Below are 15,999 nucleotides of genomic sequence, written 5' to 3' on the forward strand. Positions count from 1 at the left end.
GTCCGGCCCCGCGCGGGCCTACACTGGGCCATCATCCACATCCGGAGGTCCGCCGTGCGTTTCAGTGCCAGAATGGGCGGGGTGCGCCGCTCCTACATCCGTGAAATCTTGAAGGTCACGCAGAATCCCGAGATCATCTCCTTCGCCGGGGGGCTGCCCAGCCCGGACCACTTCCCCGCCCAGGCCATGGCCCGGGCCGCCGCCGAGGTGCTGGCCGACAACGGCCCCCAGGCCCTGCAATACGCCACCACCGAGGGCCATCCGCCCCTGCGCGAGTTCATCTCCCGACGTTACAAGGCCACCTGGGGCCTGGACATCCCGGCCGAGAACATCCTCATCACCACCGGCTCCCAGCAGGGGCTCGACCTCATGGCCAAGGTGATGCTCGACGTGGGCGACGCCGTGCTCATGGAGCGCCCGGGCTACCTGGGGGCCATCCAGGCCTTCTCGCTCTTCGGGGCGGCCTTCTCCACCGCCGACCTGGGTCCGCGCGGCGTGGACCTGGACCAGCTCGAAGAGCGCCTGCGCGAGCGCCCCAAGATCTTCTACGCCGTGCCGAGCTTCCAGAACCCCTCGGGCGCCACCTACGACGCCGCCACGCGGCGCGACGCGGCAAGGCTCCTGGAAAACTCCGACACCATCCTGCTCGAGGACAACCCCTACGGAGAGCTGCGCTTCAAGGGCGAGGACGTGCCCCCCGTGCGCGCCTTCCTGGACCAGGAACGCTGCGCCCTCATGGGCTCGTTCTCCAAGATCGCCAGCCCCGGGCTGCGCATCGGCTGGATCACGGCCGCGCCGGAGCTGATGCACAAGCTCGTCACGGCCAAGCAGGCCTCGGACCTGCACACCTCCAGCCTGGCCCAGCGCATCCTTTACCGCTTCCTGGAGACCAACGACCTGGACGCCCACATCGCCGTGATCCGCCAGGCCTACGGCGAACGCCGCGACTGCATGGTGGAGGCCATCCGCCGCCACTTCCCCGAAGAAGCGCGCACCACCGAGCCCGAGGGCGGCATGTTCCTCTGGGGCACACTCCCGGCGGGCACGGACTCGGAAGAGGTGTTCGCCAAGGCCATCGAGCGCAAGGTGGCCTTCGTGCCCGGCCGCCCCTTTTTCGTGGACGGCACGGACAACGCCTTCCGGCTCAACTTCTCCAACTCCACGCCCGAGCGCATCGAGGAAGGCATCAAGCGCATGGGCCAGTGCCTCAAGGAGGTGATGGCCCGGGGCGGATCGGCCCCCGCCGGGGCGGAGCCGGGGCTGGACATCTAGGGGCGCGATCTTGAAAAACATGAATGTGTTTTTCATAATCATAATAAATGGTTCTGGCTGTTTGCCTTGAAAATCCGTAGGGACTGATTTTGAGGACGCAACACCAGCCCCAAGATCGTGCGGACAAGACGAGCCGGGGAAGGCGCAGGCCTTCCCCGGCTTCGTTTTTGCGCCTGGACGCGCGCAATCCTCCCCGCCGCGACCGCATCCCGCCGCGCCGCCCGCCCCATCGCCCACCTTGGCGGTCGGCATTGCACGTTTCTTGACACACACCGCCCTCTTGCGCATGACATGCCAAGAGTCCCAATCCGGAACGGCGCATCGCCCCGGGGGGATTCTCCAGTCCCGCGCAGGAGGAACCGCAATGTCCACCGACCACGCCGGAGCGCACGCGCTTCCCGCGCCGACGCGCCGTCGGGGGGGCGCTCCAGCGCTCTCCCTCCCGCGCCCCTCCCGCCTGACGGCCGCCCTGGCCCTGCTGGCCGCCTGCCTCCTCTCCGCCTGCGGCAAAGAGGAGCCCGTCCGCCCCGCGCCCCGCTCCGTGCAGGCCCCCGTGGCCGTGGTCCGGGCCGTGGAGGCCGTGGAGTGCCGCTCCTTCCCGGCCCAGGTGGAGTCGCTGGGCTCCGTGACCCTGGCGGGCAAGTCCCCGGGCGCGGTGGTGGAGGTGTTCGCCCAGGAGGGCCAGGCCCTCAAGGCCGGGGACCCCATCCTGCGCCTGGACGACCAGGAGCTCAAAAGCCGCGAGCAGTCCCTGACGGCCTCCATGGCCCAGGCCGCCTCGGAGCGCCAGGCCGTGGCCGCCAAGGCCGCCCACGCACGGGCCAACCTGGAGCGCCTGGCCAAACTGCTGACCCAGAAGGTCATCAGCCAGGACGACTTCGAGCGCGCCCGCACCGAGGCCCTGGCCCTGGCCCGCGAGGAGGAGGCCATCGCCGCCCGCGAGCGCTCCGTGGCCGCCCAGCGCGACGAGTTGCGCGCCCAGGGCCAGTACCTGCACATCACCGCCCCCTTCGACGGCGTGCTCTCCCGCCGCTTCGTGGACCTGGGGGCCTTCGTCACCGCCGGGCAGCCCCTGGCGCTGGTGGACGCCGTGTCCTCGGGCTTCGACCTCACGGCCCAGGTGGACGAGAGCCTGCTCTACACCCTCCACGTGGGCCAGCCCCTGGTGGGCGCCGTGCCGGCCCTCTCGCCCGCGCCCTTCGCCGCCCGCGTACGCGCCGTGGTGGGCCGCGTGGACCCGGCCACGCGCACCTTCCGGCTCAAGGCCGAGCTGCCCCCCCTGGGCGCGCAGCCCAGGGCCGGGCTCTACGGCAGGCTCTTCGTGCCCGCGCGCACGGCCAGAAAGATCCTCGTGCCCGCGGCCTGCCTGGCCCCGCGAGGCGACCTGCCCGCCGTGTTCACCGTGGACGACAAGGGCCTGGCCGCCCTGCGCGTGGTCAAGACGGGCGGGCGCTTCCTCAAGGTGGAGTTCGACGGCAAGCCCTTCCTCACCGACTCCGAAGCCTTCGACGACCCCTCCCGCGAGGCCTTCGTGGAGATCCTCTCCGGGCTCTCCGAGGGCGACCGCGTGGCCTGCGCCGGGAGCGTCCCCTTGCGCGACGGCGACCGCGTGGAGGCCGCCCCGTGAGCGCCGAGCCCCCCCGCCACGACCTTCTGGCGCGCGTCACGGCCGCCTTCGTGGACTCCCGACTCGTGCCGCTCATGGTGCTGGCCTCGCTCTTCCTGGGGGTCTTCGCGGTGGTCAAGACGCCCAGCGAGGAGGAGCCCCAGATCACGGCCCCCATGATCGACGTGCACGTCTCCATGCCCGGGGCCACGCCCCGGGAGATCGAGCGGCGCGTGGCGGCCCCCATGGAGAAGATCCTCATGGAGATCCCCGGGGTGGAGTACGTCTACTCCACGGCCGGGCACGGCGAGGCCCTCTGCGTGGTGCGCTTCGAGGTGGGCCAGGACCCCGAACGCAGCGCCGTGAAAACCCACGACCGCCTCTTCCAGCACCTGGACTGGATCCCCCCGGGCTGCTCCCAGCCCCTGCTCAAGCCCCGCTCCATCGACGACGTCCCCCTGGCCGCCCTCACCTTCCACGGCGGCGGCCTGGACGTGCGCCAGCTGCGCGCCCTGGCCCTGCAGGTGAACGAGGAGGTGCGCCGCATCCCCGGCGTGGCCGAAACCACGGTGCTGGGCGGCATGCGCCGCGCCGTCTCCGTGGAGCTGGACCCGGTGCGCCTGCGCTCCCACGGCCTGGACGCCGCCGACGTGCTCTCGCGCCTCACCGACCAGAACCAGGCCGACGTCATGCCCGAAGCCGTGCTGGAGGGACGCGCCGCCGCCGTGCGTCTGGACAGCTTCTTCCGCAGCTCCAAGGAGCTGGCCCGCGCGGTGCTCGCCGTGCGCGAGGGACGCCCCGTCTACCTGGGCGACGTGGCCCGGGTGCAGGACGCCTTCGACGAACCCGGCCAGTACGTCTTCCACTTCGACGGCCCGGCCTCCGGCCGCGCGGAACAGGGCGTCATGGCCCCCGCCGTCACACTCGCCGTGTCCAAGCGCGCCGGGGCCAACGCCACGGACGTCACCCGCGCCGTGGCCCGCACCGTGGAACAGCTGCGCGGCTACGTGATCCCCCAGGGCGTCGCCGCCGACATCACCCGAGACTACGGCGGCACGGCCCGGGCCAAGGTGCACGAACTGCTGGAGCACCTGGCGCTGGCGGCCCTGTCGGTGGGGGCCATCGTCTGGTTCTTCCTGGGACGCCGGGCCAGCCTGGTGGTCATGGTGGCCGTGCCCGTCACCCTGGCGCTCACCCTGGCCACGTACTGGTTCATGGGCTACACGCTCAACCGTGTCACGCTCTTCGCGCTCATCTTCTGCATCGGCATCCTGGTGGACGACCCCATCGTGGACGTGGAGAACATCGTGCGCCACCTGGAGATGCCGGGCAACGCCCGCAGGCCCCTGGCCCGGGTGATCGTGGAGGCCGTGGGCGAGGTGCGCGCGCCCCTGGTGCTGGCCACCTTCACCGTGGTGGCGGCCATCATGCCCATGGCCTTCGTGGGCGGGCTCATGGGCCCCTACATGCGGCCCATGCCCATCGGGGCCTCGGTGGCCATGCTTCTCTCCATGGGCGTGGCCTTCTTCGTGACGCCCTACACGGCCAAGCACCTCCTCAAGCCCGAACCCGCGGCCCACGCCCACGCCGAGGGCCGGGCCACGCTGCTCTACCGCCGGGCCATGGAATCCCTCATCCGCTCCCCGAAGCGGAGGCTGGCCTTCCTGGGCGTGGTGGCGGCGCTGCTCCTGGCGGCCTGCGCCCTGGTTCCGGCCCGGGCCGTGCTGGTGAAGATGCTTCCCTTCGACAACAAGAGCGAATTTCAGGTGGTGCTGGACATGCCCCTGGGAACCCCCCTGGAGGAGACCGCCCGCGTGGCCGCCGAAATGGCCCGAGCCGTGCTCGAGCGGCCCGACGTGGCGAGCGTCCAGCTCTACGCCGGGGTCTCCGGGCCGTTCTCCTTCAACGGCCTGGTGCGCCACTACTACCTTCGCCAGGGCCAGAACCAGGCCGACCTGGCCGTGAACCTGGCCCCAAAGTCCGCCCGGCCGCGGCAGAGCCACGACATCGCCAAGGCCGTGCGCCTGGCCCTTATGCCCATCGCCCTGCGCCACGGCGCGCGCCTTAAAGTGGCGGAGGTCCCCCCCGGCCCCCCCGTGCTCCAGACCCTGGTGGCCGAGGTCTACGGGCCGGACCCCGAGGGCAGGCTGGCCGTGGCCCGGCAGGTGCGCCAGGCCTTCCAGGACTCCCCCGGCGTGACCGACGTGGACTGGCTGGTGGACGACCCGCGCCCCGAGCCCGTGATCCGCATCGAACGCGACAAGGCCCTGGCCGCCGGGGTGGACCCGCGCCGCGCCCTGGAGGTGGTGGCCGCGAGTCTGCGCGGCGGCAAGGCCGGGCTCCTGCACGACGAGTCCGCCGGGGAGGACGCCCCCGTGGTGGTGCGCCTGCCACTGCGGGAGCGCGCCCACCTCCCCGACATCCAGGCCCTGGCCGTGCGGGGGCAGGACGGAACCATGGTCTCCCTGGACCAGATCGCCTCCGTGACGCTTCAGGAGGCCCCCTCGGCCCTCTACCGCAAGAACCTGCGGCCCGTGGTGTTCGTCACGGGCGACGTGGCCGGGAGCGCGGAGAGCCCCGTGTACGCCATGGGGGCCGTGGAGGAGCGCCTTGCGGCCCTGGAGAAGGCCGGCACGGCCGCGTGGCAGGCCCTGGGCACGCCCTCCCTGACCCCGCGCTGGCTGGACCGCCCGCCCGCGCCCGGCGCGTACGGCATGGTCTGGGACGGCGAGTGGCGCATCACCCAGGAGGTGTTCCGGGACATGGGCATCGCCTTCGCGGTGGTCATGGCGCTCATCTACATCCTGGTGGTGGGGTGGTTCGGCTCGTACACCACGCCCATCGCCATCATGTCTCCCATCCCGCTCTCGCTGGTGGGCATCCTGCCCGCCCACGCCCTGGCCGGGGCCTTCTTCACGGCCACGTCCATGATCGGCTTCATCGCGGGCGCGGGCATCGTGGTGCGCAACTCCATCATCCTGGTGGACTTCATCGAGATGCGCCGCGCGCAGGGCGCGCCCCTGGAGGAGGCCGTGGTGGAGGCCGGAGCCGTGCGCTTCCGGCCCATGCTCCTCACGGCGGCAGCCGTGGTGGCCGGGGCCTTCGTGATCCTTTTCGACCCCATCTTCCAGGGCCTGGCCATCTCGCTCATGGCCGGAGAGCTGGCGGCCACCTTCCTCTCGCGCATGGTGGTGCCCGTGACGTACTACCTGGACCAGCGCCGGGCCGGGAGCCGCGCGGCGTTGACGCCCACGGCCAGGGACGGCTAGGCTCGAGGCCTCCGGCCTGCGACCCGGCAGCCCGGGCTCGTGTTTTCCGGCGGAGGCATTGCACCCGCCATGATCGACCGCAACCCGGGCGGTACGACCAGGCCCGACCGCCCGGAAGCCCAAGGAGCCCCCATGCGCGCCGCATTCCGCCTCATTCTCGCCCTGGCCCTGTCGTTGTGCGCCGCCGCCGCCCTGGCCCAGCCCGCCAGCTTCACCGCCGACGTGGTGCACACCGCCAACGGCGCGCCCACCCTCTCGGGCAAGGCCTGGATCGCGCCGGGCAAGGTGCGCGTGGAGTCCTCCATCCAGGGCGTGCCCCAGGTGCTCATCACCGACACGCCGGGACGCCGCGTGATCATGCTTCAGCCGCAGCTCAAGCTCTACATGGAGACCAAGCTCGACCCCGCCCAGGCAGGGGCCGACCCCATGGCCCAGGCCGACGCGGCCCAGTGGCAGACCGTGGGCCGCGAGACCATCGACGGCTGGGAGTGCGAAAAGCGCGTGCTCAAGCAGGACCCCGCCAAGGGCGAGATGACCGCATGGTTCGCCGACAAGCTGGGGCTGCCCATCCGCTCGGTGGCCAAAGGCCCCCAGGGCACGGCCACAATGGAGTTCCGCAACATCAAGGTGCAGCCCGTGGAGGCCTCGCGCTTCGCCGTTCCGGCGGGCTACCAGAAGATGGACCTGCCCCCGGCCGTGCAGGGCATGATCCCGGGCATGAAGCCCGCACAATAGCCCCGCAGTCGCTCCGGCCCGCTCCCAAGGGGCGGGCCGGACGTTTCCTCGGCCGGGTGGGCCGGGATGCCGGGAGGAGCTGCCCGCCGGAGTCCCCGTCCACGCCGCTCCCGGCCTGACGCGCAGGCCTGACGTGCGTGAGCGGTCCCCGCTTGACGGCCACCCTCTCCCCTGATAGTTGCATGTGCAAACAACGAGGACCGCGTGGCCGACTCCAAGACCCTGCTCGAATGCTGCCTCTACTTCACCGCCAACGCCCTGGCCCGCACCGTCACGCGCCTGGGCGAGGAGGCCTTCGCGCCCCTGGGGCTGGCCCCCTCCCAGGCCTTCCTGCTCATGCTGGCCCTGGAGGAGCCAGGCATCGGACCCAAGGAGCTTGCCGCGCGCCTGCGCCTGGCACCCTCCACGGTCACGCGTCTGGTGGACGGCCTGGCCCGCAAGGGCCTCGTTGAAAAGAAGAGCCTGGGCAAGGCCGTGGAGGTGCGCCCCACGGAGAAGGGCCGCCTGCTGGCCCCGGAGATGGCCGCCTGCTGGAAATCGCTGCACCGGGCCTATTCCACGGTGCTGGGCGAGGAGGCCGGGCGCGAGCTCACGCGGCTCAACCATGAATCCTGCCGCAAGCTCGACGGCCTGGACTGAACGGCCGGGCCGGGCGGCCGGACGGAACGCCTGGCCCGTCGGCAGGACTGGGCGGCTGGCCTAAGCAGCTGACCTGAACGGCCGGGTCGGGCGGAACGCCGGGCCTGTCGGCAGGACTGGGCGGCCCAATCCTGCGCCCGTTCATTTGCGTGCACAACCAAACGTCATAGGAGCATCCCGCCATGAAAGACATCGGACCCGTCAACGCCCTCTACCCCTCCCTGACCACCATCGTGGGCTGCGTGGCGGACGGCCGCGCCAACTTCCTGGCCGTGGCCCACGTGGGCATCATGAACCACGGCCAGCCCCAGTACCTGACCTTCGGCATCAACAAGGCGCATCACTCGGGCCGGGGCATCCTGGAGCACGGCGAGTTCAGCGTGAACATCCCCGACCAGGACCTGATGGTGGAAACCGACTACGTGGGCATCGTCACGGGCAAGAACACGGACAAGTCCGGCGTGTTCGAGCACTTCACAGGCGAGCTGGCCCATGCGCCCCTCATCCGGGCCTGCCCCGTGGCCATGGAGTGCCGCCTGTACAAGACCCTCGATTTCGAGACACACGACGTGTTCGTGGGCGAGGTGGTGAAGACCTGGGCGCGCGAGGACGTGCTCACGGACAAGGGCAAGCCCGACCCGGCCCGGGTGCGCCCCCTGCTCTTCGACATGGCCACCCTGGGCTACTACGCCCTGGGCGCGAAGGTGGGCGACTGCTGGAACGCGGGCAAGGCCCTCAAGCGCAGATAGGGCGAGCCTTCAGGCGGGGCGGGCGGCTCGTCATGGCGGGACCGCCCCTCCCCTCGCCCCGGCCTCATGCTCCGCAGCAGGGACGCGGTGCGCGCCCGGCCAGGCGCACGGCGCTCCCCGTAAGCCGAACCCCGGGCAGGACTCGCCGCGCCGGTCACACCGCCGAGCGCAGGCCCGGCACGGGGTTCTCGTAGCCAGGCCCCCGGAAGCGGCCCTCGGCGTCCATGGCCTGCTCGTAGGCCGCGCCCCAGTCGCGCAGCTCCTCCAGGATGGGCACCAGGCCCCGCCCCAGGTCCGTGAGCGCATATTCCACGCGGGGGGGCACCTCCCGGAACACCGTGCGCGTCACGATGCCGTCGGCCTCCAGTTCGCGCAGCTGGCGCGCCAGCATGCGCTCCGTCACCCCCGCCATGGATCGGCGCAGCTCCGAGAAGCGCATCACCCCCGCGCGCCCCAGGTGGTAGATCACGATGGGCTTCCACTTGCCGCCCATCACCAGGAGCGTCAGCTCGAAAAAGCAGCGGTAGCGCTTGTCCCCCAGTTCCTTGACCGCGCAGGGCGCGATGGCCGTCTTCATGCTATACTTCCTGATAGTATGGTACAATCCAGACCGTACTTGCGCTCGTCGCGCGAACGGACCATAGGAGCCCCATACACCGGGCGTCAAGCCCGTCCGAGGAGGAGCATCCATGAAAGTCGTCGCCGTGAACGGCAGCCCCCGCAAGGGCGGCAACACCGAGATCCTGTTGCGCAAGGCCCTTGAATCCCTTGAGGAGGAAGGCTGGGAAACCGAGTACGTGCGGATCGGCGGGCGCAAGATCCGCGGCTGCATGGCCTGCTACAAGTGTTTCGAGAACAAGAACCTGCGTTGCGCCGTAGACAACGACCGCTTCAACGAGGTGATGGAAAAGCTTCTGGCCGCGGACGCCATCATCCTGGGCTCGCCCACCTACTTCGCCGACGTGACCGCCGAGCTCAAGGCCCTGCTCGACCGCGCGGGCCTGGTGGCCCTGGCCAACGGGGGGAAGTTCGGGGGCAAGATCGGCGCGGCCGTGGTTGCCGTGCGCCGGGGCGGGGCCATCCACGTCTTCGACACCATCAACCACATGTACCTGATGTCGGGCATGATCGTGCCCGGGTCCATCTACTGGAACCGGGGCAACGGCCTGAACCCCGGCGAGGTGGCCGGGGACGACGAGGCCATGCGCAACATGCGCCACCTGGGCAAGACCATCGCCTGGATGGGCAAGGCCCTGGCCCCGGTGAAGGACGCCTACCCGCCGCTGCCCTACGCGGCGGGGGCGTAAGGAGGCGGCCGTGAAGCCCGTCGCCGTGGTCGCCACCGTGGTCGCCAGGCCCGGATGCGAGGCCGCCGTGGAAGCCCGCCTGCGCGCGCTCGTAGCGCCCTCGCGCACCGACAAGGGCTGCATCCGCTACGTGCTGCACAAAAGCCAGGACGACCCGCGCGTCTTCGTCTTCATGGAGGCCTGGGAGAGCCGGGCGCTGCTCCAGTCCCACCTGGAGACGGAGCACATCGCCGCCTGGCGCGCCGACGCCCCGGAACTCATCGAGTCCATGGACGTGAAGGTCCTGGACGATATCGCCTGACGCGCGAATCCCCCGTCCGCCCGCGCTACGCGCAAGCGGACGGGGGACCATCCGTCAGCCGGGCCGGGGGAGCGATTCCCCGGCCCTTCGAGCTTCTAACCGACCAGTTTCTTGGCGATCTGGGCCACGTGGCGGCCCTGCCAGCGCGCCCCGGCCAGGTCCGCGTCCGAGGGCAGGCGCGAGCCGTCGCCCCCGGCGATGGTGGTGGCCCCGTAGGGCGAACCGCCCTTCACTTCCTCCACGCCCATCTGGCCCTGGTAGGCGTAGGGCAGCCCCACAACCACCATGCCCTGGTGCAGGAGCGTCACGTGGAAGGTGAGGATGGTGGACTCCTGCCCGCCGTGCTGCGTGGCGGAGCTGGCGAACACGGAGCCCGCCTTGCCCACCAGCGCCCCCTGCATCCACAGCTGGCCCGTGGAATCCAGGAACTGGCGCATCTGGCCGCACATGTTGCCGAAGCGCGTGGGCGTGCCGAAGATGATCGCATCCGCCTTGGCCAGCTCCTCCACGGTGCACACGGGCACGTGGGCCTGGGCCTTCTGGGCCTCCAGAGCGCCCATCTTGGCCAGCACCTCGTCGGGCAGGGTCTCGGGCACACGGCGGATCAGGGCGCTGGCCCCGTCAACCTCGGCCACGCCCGCGGCCACGGCCTGGGCCATGGCGTGGATGTGTCCGTACATGGAATAGTAGACGATGAGCACGTTCATGGATCGCCTCCGTCGCGATGTTTGAACTCCTCCTACCACGGAAAAGAAGCCTTGGACACCTCCGTTTCGTTGACAGCCGCCCGGCCCGGGCGTAGAGGCCGGGCCATGCAGCCGAATCCCGCCCGGGGCGGGAGCGGGGGAACCACCACGTCGAGCGGGAGCTTCGCCTCCCCCACGGCAGGGGCGCATCGCGGCAACGCGTAGGGCACCTTTCGGCCCGAGCCCGTCAGCTAACCTCGCAGGCTTCGAAGGGGAGACCTCCGCCTCGCGGGGGCCGCCCTGGCCCCTGTTTCCGGAGGTTTCCATGTCTTCCTGTTCCCTGCCGGGGGACGGCCCGGCCCATGGCCACGGGGCCTGCTCCCCGCGAGAGACCGCATCCCTGGCCCTGGCCGCCCTGGGCATCGTCTACGGCGACATCGGCACCAGCCCCCTCTACACCGTCAAGGAATGCTTCCACGGCATGCACGCCGTGGCCGTCACGCCGGGCAACGTGCTGGGCGTGCTCTCGCTCATCTTCTGGTCGCTGACCATGGTGGTCAGCTTCAAGTACGTGGTGTTCATCCTGCGCGCGGACAACAAGGGCGAGGGCGGCATCTTCGCCCTGCTGGCCATGCTGCGCTCCGGCCCCGCCAGCAAGGGGCGGCACTGGCCGCACATGATGCTCATGGCCGCCTTCGGCGCTGCGCTGCTTTACGGCGACGGCGTGATCACCCCCGCCATCTCGGTGCTCTCGGCCATCGAGGGCCTGGAGGTGGCCACGGCGGCGGCCAAGGACTTCGTGGCCCCGCTCACCTGCGTGGTGCTGGTGGGGCTCTTCATGTTCCAGAAGCACGGCACGGCCTCCATCGGCCGGGTGTTCGGGCCGGTGATGATCCTTTGGTTCGCCGTGATCGGGGGTCTGGGGGCCGTGGAGATCGCAGGCCACCCGGGCATCCTGGCGGCGCTGAACCCCCTGTATGCCTGGGATTTCTTCGCCGTGAACCACCTGCACGGCATCGTGGTGCTGGGCTCGGTGGTGCTGTGCATCACCGGCGGCGAGGCCCTCTACGCCGACATGGGCCACTTCGGGCGCAACCCCATCCGCATCTCCTGGTACGCCGTGGTGCTCCCGGGGCTTCTGCTCAACTACTTCGGCCAGGGCGCTCTGCTCCTGGACGACCCTGAAAAGGCCTTCAACCCCTTCTACGGTCTGGTGCCCGAGGCCCTGCTCTACCCCATGGTGGCGCTCTCCACGGCGGCCACCATCATCGCCTCCCAGGCGCTCATTTCGGGGGTCTATTCGCTCACGCAGCAGGCCATCCAGCTGGGCTTCACCCCGCGCATGCGCATCGTGCACACCTCCGAGCGCGCGGCGGGCCAGATCTACATGCCCACGGTGAACTGGCTGCTCATGCTGGCCTGCCTGGGGCTGGTGCTGGCCTTCCAGGAATCCAGCCGCCTTGCGGCGGCCTACGGCATCGCGGTCACGGCCACCATGGCCATCACGTCCATCCTCTATTTCGAAGTGGCCAGGCTCAACTGGAAATGGCCCACCGGCCGGGCGGCCTGCCTGCTGGTGGTGTTCCTGGCCTTCGACCTGGCCTTCCTTGGGGCCAACCTCCTCAAGTTCGTGGACGGGGGCTGGTTCACCCTGAGCCTGGCCCTGGGCGTGCTGGCGGTGATGGTCACGTGGCGCGACGGCCGCTCCTTCCTGGCCAGGCACTACGGCCGCATGCGCGTGCCCGTGGACGTGTTCCTGCGCGACGTGGCGGCGCATCCGCCCGTGCGCACCCCGGGCACGGCGGTGTTCATGTCCATCTCGCCCGAGGGCGTGCCCCACACGCTCCTGCACCACCTCAAGCACGAGGAGGCGCTGCACGAGCGCGTGGTGCTGCTCTCCATCCTCGCCGCCGAGACCCCCCGCGTGGACGACGCCCACCGCGTGGAGGCCCAGGCCCTGGGACAGGGCTTCTACCGCCTGACGGCCCGCTACGGTTTCATGGAGACGCCCAACGTCACGGACATCCTGGAACTGGCCGGGGAAAAAGACTTGTACCTGGACGTTTACGCCACTTCCTTCTATCTTGGCCGGGAGACGCTGCTCACCTCGGGCGACTCCGGCATGGCCAACTGGCGCAAGACGCTCTTCGCGTTCCTCTCGCGCAACGCCTGGAACGCCACATCGTTCTTCGGCATCCCGCCGGGGCGCGTGGTGGAACTGGGCAACCAGGTGGAAATCTAGGCCGGACGGCCCCCGGCCTGCGGCCCTCGGGCGAGCGCGATCCCGGCGCGCCGCGGCCGGACGGGCATCGGGTCCGGCCGGACGGCGCGCGGGCGAAGCGCCGGTCCAACGCCCGCACACCACGCCCGCCCGACCATGGGTCAGGCGGCGGAGACGCCATGAACTGGTTCGCGCAGTTGTTCACGAATCACACCCCCGCCCAGGCCGTGGTGGTCCTGAGCCTGGCGGTGGTGCTTGGCCTGGCCCTGGGCAGGGTGCGGGTGATGGGCATCAGCCTGGGCGTGGGGGGCGTGCTCTTCAGCGCCCTGGCCCTGGGGCACCTGGGATTCTCCCTGAACCACGAGGTGATGGAGTTCGCCCGGGAGTTCGGGCTCATCCTCTTCGTCTACACCATCGGCATGCAGGTTGGGCCCGGTTTCGCGGACTCACTGCGCCGCCGGGGCTTCCGGCTCAACGCCATGGCCGCGCTCATCGTGGCCCTGGGCGTGGCCATCACGGCGCTTCTGCACGTGTACGGCGGGCTCCCCGTGCCCGTGGCCGTGGGGCTCTTCAGCGGCGGCACCACCAACACGCCCTCCCTGGCGGCGGCCGCCCAGGCCTTCCAGGAGGTCATGCCCCAGGGCGCGGCCCAGGCCGTGGGCGAGGCGGGCCTGGGCTACGCGGTGGCCTACCCCTTCGGCATCTTCGGCATCATCCTGGTGATGCTCCTCATCCGCCTGATCTTCCGCATCGACCCGGCCCGCGAGCTGCGCCAGATGGAGGAGATGGCCCGCGCCCAGTCCCCGCCCCTGGAGACCGTGACCCTCGAGGTGGCCAACCCCGGCCTGGAGGGCCTGACCCTGGGCCAGGCCCCGGGCCTGACGGAGACCGGCGCGGCCGTTTCGCGCGTGATGCTGGCGGGCCAGGTGAGCGTGGCCGTGCCCTCCACCGTGCTCCGGCAGGGGATGCTCCTGCACGCGGTGGGACGCCCCGACGTGCTGGAGAAGCTCGCCGTGCTGGTTGGCCGCGTGAGCCGGACCCACCTGCCCGCCGTGCCCGGCCCCCTGGAGATGCGCCGCTTCGTGATCACGCGCTCCCAGGTGGTGGGCAAGAGCGTGGCGGAGCTCAAGCTGGCCGAGACCTTCGAGGTGAACCCCACGCGCCTTGGCCGCGCGGGCATGCAGTTCACCCCCGGCCCCGACGTGCACCTGCACCTGGGCGACGTGCTCCAGGTGGTGGGCCAGCCCGAGCGCCTGGCCCAGGTGGAGCGCCTGCTGGGCAACCAGGCCAAGGACCTGGACCACCCCCACGTGCTGCCCATCTTTCTGGGCATCCTGCTGGGCACGGTGGCCGGGGCCATCCCCGTGGCCCTGCCGGGGCTGCCCTCGGGCATCAAGCTCGGCGTGGCGGGGGGGCCGCTCCTGGTGTCCATCCTCCTGTCGCGGCTGCACCACTTCGGGGGGCTGGTGTGGTACATGCACCCCGGGGCGAATCTCATCCTTCGCGAGGTGGGCATCAGCCTCTTCCTGGGCTGCGTGGGCCTTGGCGCGGGCGGACGCTTCGTGGCGGCCATCGCCGGGGGCGAGGGGCTCTACTGGCTGGCGGCCGGGGCGGCCATCACCTTCGTGCCGCTCTTCGTGGCCGGGCTCATCGGGCGCGTGTTCCTCAAGTGCAACTACGCCTCCATGTGCGGCCTGCTGGCCGGGTCCATGACCGATCCGCCCGCCCTGGCCTTCGCCGGGCAGATGCTGAAAAGCGACGCCCCGGCCTCGGTGTACGCCACGGTCTACCCTTTGGTGATGATCCTTCGCATCCTGGCCGGGCAGCTCCTGGTGCTGCTCATGGCCTCCGGCTGAGGCGGCGTTTCCCACGAACACCCCGCGCGGCGTCGATCCGCCGCCCAGGCAAGGATTCCCATGACCGACCCCGAAGCCTCCCCGGCGGCCCCGACCCCGGCCGCGCGCCCCGCCCCCAAGGGCCGCGTGCTCTTCGTGGACGACGAGCAGAAGGTGCTGGACGCCTTGCGCCTGAACCTCAAGCGCCGCTACGACGTGCATCTGGCCCCGGGACCGCGCGAGGCCCTGGAGAAGATCACCTCGGAAGGCCCCTTCCACGTGGTGGTCTCCGACTTCAAGATGCCCGGCATGAACGGCGTGGAGCTGCTCACGCGGGTGAAGGCCGTCTCGCCCAAGAGCGTGCGCGTCATGCTCACGGGCCACGCGGACATGGACGTGGCCATCGACGCCGTGAACTCCGGCAGCGTCTTCCGCTTCCTCACCAAGCCCTGCTCCATGGATCAGCTCACCACGGCCGTGGACGCGGCCCTGGAGCAGAACAGGCTGCTCAACCTGGAGAAGGACCTCCTGCGCAACACGCTCCTGGGCAGCGTGAGCGTGATCGTGGAGATCCTTTCCATGGTCAATCCCCAGGCGTTCGGCCGCTCCGACCGCATCCGGCGGCTGGTGACGGGGCTGGCCAAGGAGATGAAGCTGCCCGGGGCCAGCAAATACGAGCTGGCGGCGCTGCTCTCCCAGCTCGGCTGCGTCACCGTGCCGAACGACATCCTCACCAAGCGCTACTCCGGCCTCCAGCTGGACCCCGAGGAGCAGCACGCCTTCGACCTGGGCATCCGCACGGCCTCGACGCTCATCAAGAAGATTCCCCGCATGGAAGAGGTGGCCGACATCATCCTCTGCCAGCTGGACTCCCCCGAGGCGGGCATCGAGGGCACCCTGGGCGCGCGCCTGCTGCTCCTGGCCCTGGACTACGACGACCTGCTCCTGGCCGGAAAGACCCAGCAACAGGCCCTGGACGCCCTGAGCGAACGCCCCACGCGCTACGGCGCGCCGCTCCTGGCCGCGCTGGAAGCCCTGGTGGCCGGGGAGGACTGCCGTCAGATCCGCGACGTGCGCCTGCCGGGCCTGGCCCCGGGCATGATCCTGGCCGCGGACTTGCGCGCCGTGGACGGCACGCTCATGCTCTCGCGCGGGCTGGCCATCACGGAATTCATCCTGGAGCGCCTGCACTCGCTCTCGGCCATCGTGCCCATCCACGAGCCCATCCGGGTCTACGAGGGCCAGAGCAAGGCCTGCCCGCCCCCGCCCGGCGCGCGCTGAACGAAAAAGCCCGTCCGGGCCGGAAGGCGCGGACGGGCCTGAATTGCGTGGAGCGGGCCGCCAGCGCGCGGAGCGCCCCGCCCGCGCCCGGCTGGCCA

At 70.7% G+C, this 15,999-nt stretch carries 13 protein-coding genes and 1 riboswitch; of the genes, 11 read left to right on the plus strand and 2 right to left on the minus strand.

Translation table 11 applies throughout. From position 1 onward, the window contains the following. The first annotated feature begins 54 nt into the window (after positions 1–54). From NNJEOMEG_RS03315 to NNJEOMEG_RS03340, 6 genes are all read left to right on the plus strand, one after another. Positions 55–1,272 (plus strand): aminotransferase-like domain-containing protein, encoded by a 1,218-nt coding sequence (locus NNJEOMEG_RS03315; protein ID WP_173081295.1) that lies wholly within the window; start codon positions 55–57, stop codon positions 1,270–1,272. Positions 1,273–1,636: 364 nt separating this feature from the next. Then, entirely contained in the window at positions 1,637–2,899 is a 1,263-nt protein-coding gene (locus NNJEOMEG_RS03320; protein WP_173081296.1) for an efflux RND transporter periplasmic adaptor subunit, read from the plus strand. After that, positions 2,896–6,147 (plus strand): efflux RND transporter permease subunit, encoded by a 3,252-nt coding sequence (locus NNJEOMEG_RS03325; protein ID WP_217270473.1) that lies wholly within the window; start codon positions 2,896–2,898, stop codon positions 6,145–6,147. Before NNJEOMEG_RS03320 ends, NNJEOMEG_RS03325 begins: the two co-directional genes overlap by 4 nt. Positions 6,148–6,279: 132 nt before the next feature. Beyond that, entirely contained in the window at positions 6,280–6,882 is a 603-nt protein-coding gene (locus NNJEOMEG_RS03330) for a DUF4412 domain-containing protein (RefSeq protein ID WP_173081297.1), read from the plus strand. 204 nt (positions 6,883–7,086) lie between these two features. Further along, positions 7,087–7,521: a MarR family winged helix-turn-helix transcriptional regulator gene (locus tag NNJEOMEG_RS03335; protein WP_173081299.1), complete on the plus strand. Its 435-nt coding sequence runs from the start codon at positions 7,087–7,089 to the stop codon at positions 7,519–7,521. 182 nt (positions 7,522–7,703) lie between these two features. Next, positions 7,704–8,270, plus strand: coding sequence for a flavin reductase family protein (locus NNJEOMEG_RS03340; RefSeq protein WP_173081300.1), 567 nt, complete (start codon positions 7,704–7,706; stop codon positions 8,268–8,270). 154 nt (positions 8,271–8,424) lie between these two features. Here NNJEOMEG_RS03340 and NNJEOMEG_RS03345 read toward each other — a convergent pair whose 3' ends face one another. Then, a complete protein-coding gene (locus tag NNJEOMEG_RS03345) occupies positions 8,425–8,847 on the minus strand; it encodes a winged helix-turn-helix transcriptional regulator (protein WP_173081301.1) in 423 nt (140 codons plus the stop codon). Positions 8,848–8,959: 112 nt separating this feature from the next. Between NNJEOMEG_RS03345 and NNJEOMEG_RS03350 the strand changes: the two genes are divergently transcribed. Next, complete coding sequence (locus NNJEOMEG_RS03350) at positions 8,960–9,577, plus strand: flavodoxin family protein (protein ID WP_173081303.1); 618 nt, start codon at positions 8,960–8,962, stop codon at positions 9,575–9,577. Positions 9,578–9,587: 10 nt separating this feature from the next. After that, complete coding sequence (locus tag NNJEOMEG_RS03355) at positions 9,588–9,878, plus strand: putative quinol monooxygenase (RefSeq protein WP_173081305.1); 291 nt, start codon at positions 9,588–9,590, stop codon at positions 9,876–9,878. Between the two features lie 95 nt (positions 9,879–9,973). On the opposite strand, the gene wrbA is transcribed toward NNJEOMEG_RS03355, so the two are convergent. Then, positions 9,974–10,585 (minus strand): NAD(P)H:quinone oxidoreductase, encoded by a 612-nt coding sequence (gene wrbA, locus NNJEOMEG_RS03360; protein ID WP_173081307.1) that lies wholly within the window; start codon positions 10,583–10,585, stop codon positions 9,974–9,976. A 99-nt stretch (positions 10,586–10,684) separates the two neighbouring features. After that, positions 10,685–10,845, plus strand: a riboswitch (cyclic di-AMP (ydaO/yuaA leader). A 44-nt stretch (positions 10,846–10,889) separates the two neighbouring features. On the opposite strand from wrbA, the gene NNJEOMEG_RS03365 reads away from it, so the two are divergent. The 3 genes from NNJEOMEG_RS03365 (at position 10,890) to NNJEOMEG_RS03375 (ending at position 15,901) form a co-directional block, all read left to right on the plus strand. Next, on the plus strand, positions 10,890–12,806 hold the full coding sequence (locus NNJEOMEG_RS03365; RefSeq protein WP_173081309.1) for a potassium transporter Kup: 1,917 nt from the start codon (positions 10,890–10,892) through the stop codon (positions 12,804–12,806). A 158-nt stretch (positions 12,807–12,964) separates the two neighbouring features. Next, entirely contained in the window at positions 12,965–14,641 is a 1,677-nt protein-coding gene (locus NNJEOMEG_RS03370; RefSeq protein ID WP_173081311.1) for a putative transporter, read from the plus strand. A gap of 60 nt (positions 14,642–14,701) precedes the next feature. Then, positions 14,702–15,901 carry a response regulator gene (locus tag NNJEOMEG_RS03375; protein WP_173081313.1) on the plus strand — a complete coding sequence of 400 codons (1,200 nt, stop codon included), beginning with the start codon at positions 14,702–14,704 and terminating at the stop codon, positions 15,899–15,901. Positions 15,902–15,999 lie beyond the last annotated feature (98 nt).

Origin of the sequence: Fundidesulfovibrio magnetotacticus (assembly GCF_013019105.1) — a bacterium.
In the GTDB taxonomy this organism is placed as follows: domain Bacteria; phylum Desulfobacterota; class Desulfovibrionia; order Desulfovibrionales; family Desulfovibrionaceae; genus Fundidesulfovibrio; species Fundidesulfovibrio magnetotacticus.

What these genes read in the sequence shown, in the direction of transcription:
- NNJEOMEG_RS03320 (WP_173081296.1), top strand. Translation starts at nt 1,637, where the DNA reads ATGTCCACCGACCACGCCGGAGCGCACGCGCTTCCCGCGCCGACGCGC.
- NNJEOMEG_RS03330 (WP_173081297.1), top strand. Translation starts at nt 6,280, where the DNA reads ATGCGCGCCGCATTCCGCCTCATTCTCGCCCTGGCCCTGTCGTTGTGC.
- NNJEOMEG_RS03340 (WP_173081300.1), top strand. Translation starts at nt 7,704, where the DNA reads ATGAAAGACATCGGACCCGTCAACGCCCTCTACCCCTCCCTGACCACC.
- NNJEOMEG_RS03345 (WP_173081301.1), bottom strand. Translation starts at nt 8,847, where the DNA reads ATGAAGACGGCCATCGCGCCCTGCGCGGTCAAGGAACTGGGGGACAAG.
- NNJEOMEG_RS03350 (WP_173081303.1), top strand. Translation starts at nt 8,960, where the DNA reads ATGAAAGTCGTCGCCGTGAACGGCAGCCCCCGCAAGGGCGGCAACACC.
- wrbA (WP_173081307.1), bottom strand. Translation starts at nt 10,585, where the DNA reads ATGAACGTGCTCATCGTCTACTATTCCATGTACGGACACATCCACGCC.
- NNJEOMEG_RS03365 (WP_173081309.1), top strand. Translation starts at nt 10,890, where the DNA reads ATGTCTTCCTGTTCCCTGCCGGGGGACGGCCCGGCCCATGGCCACGGG.
- NNJEOMEG_RS03370 (WP_173081311.1), top strand. Translation starts at nt 12,965, where the DNA reads ATGAACTGGTTCGCGCAGTTGTTCACGAATCACACCCCCGCCCAGGCC.
- NNJEOMEG_RS03375 (WP_173081313.1), top strand. Translation starts at nt 14,702, where the DNA reads ATGACCGACCCCGAAGCCTCCCCGGCGGCCCCGACCCCGGCCGCGCGC.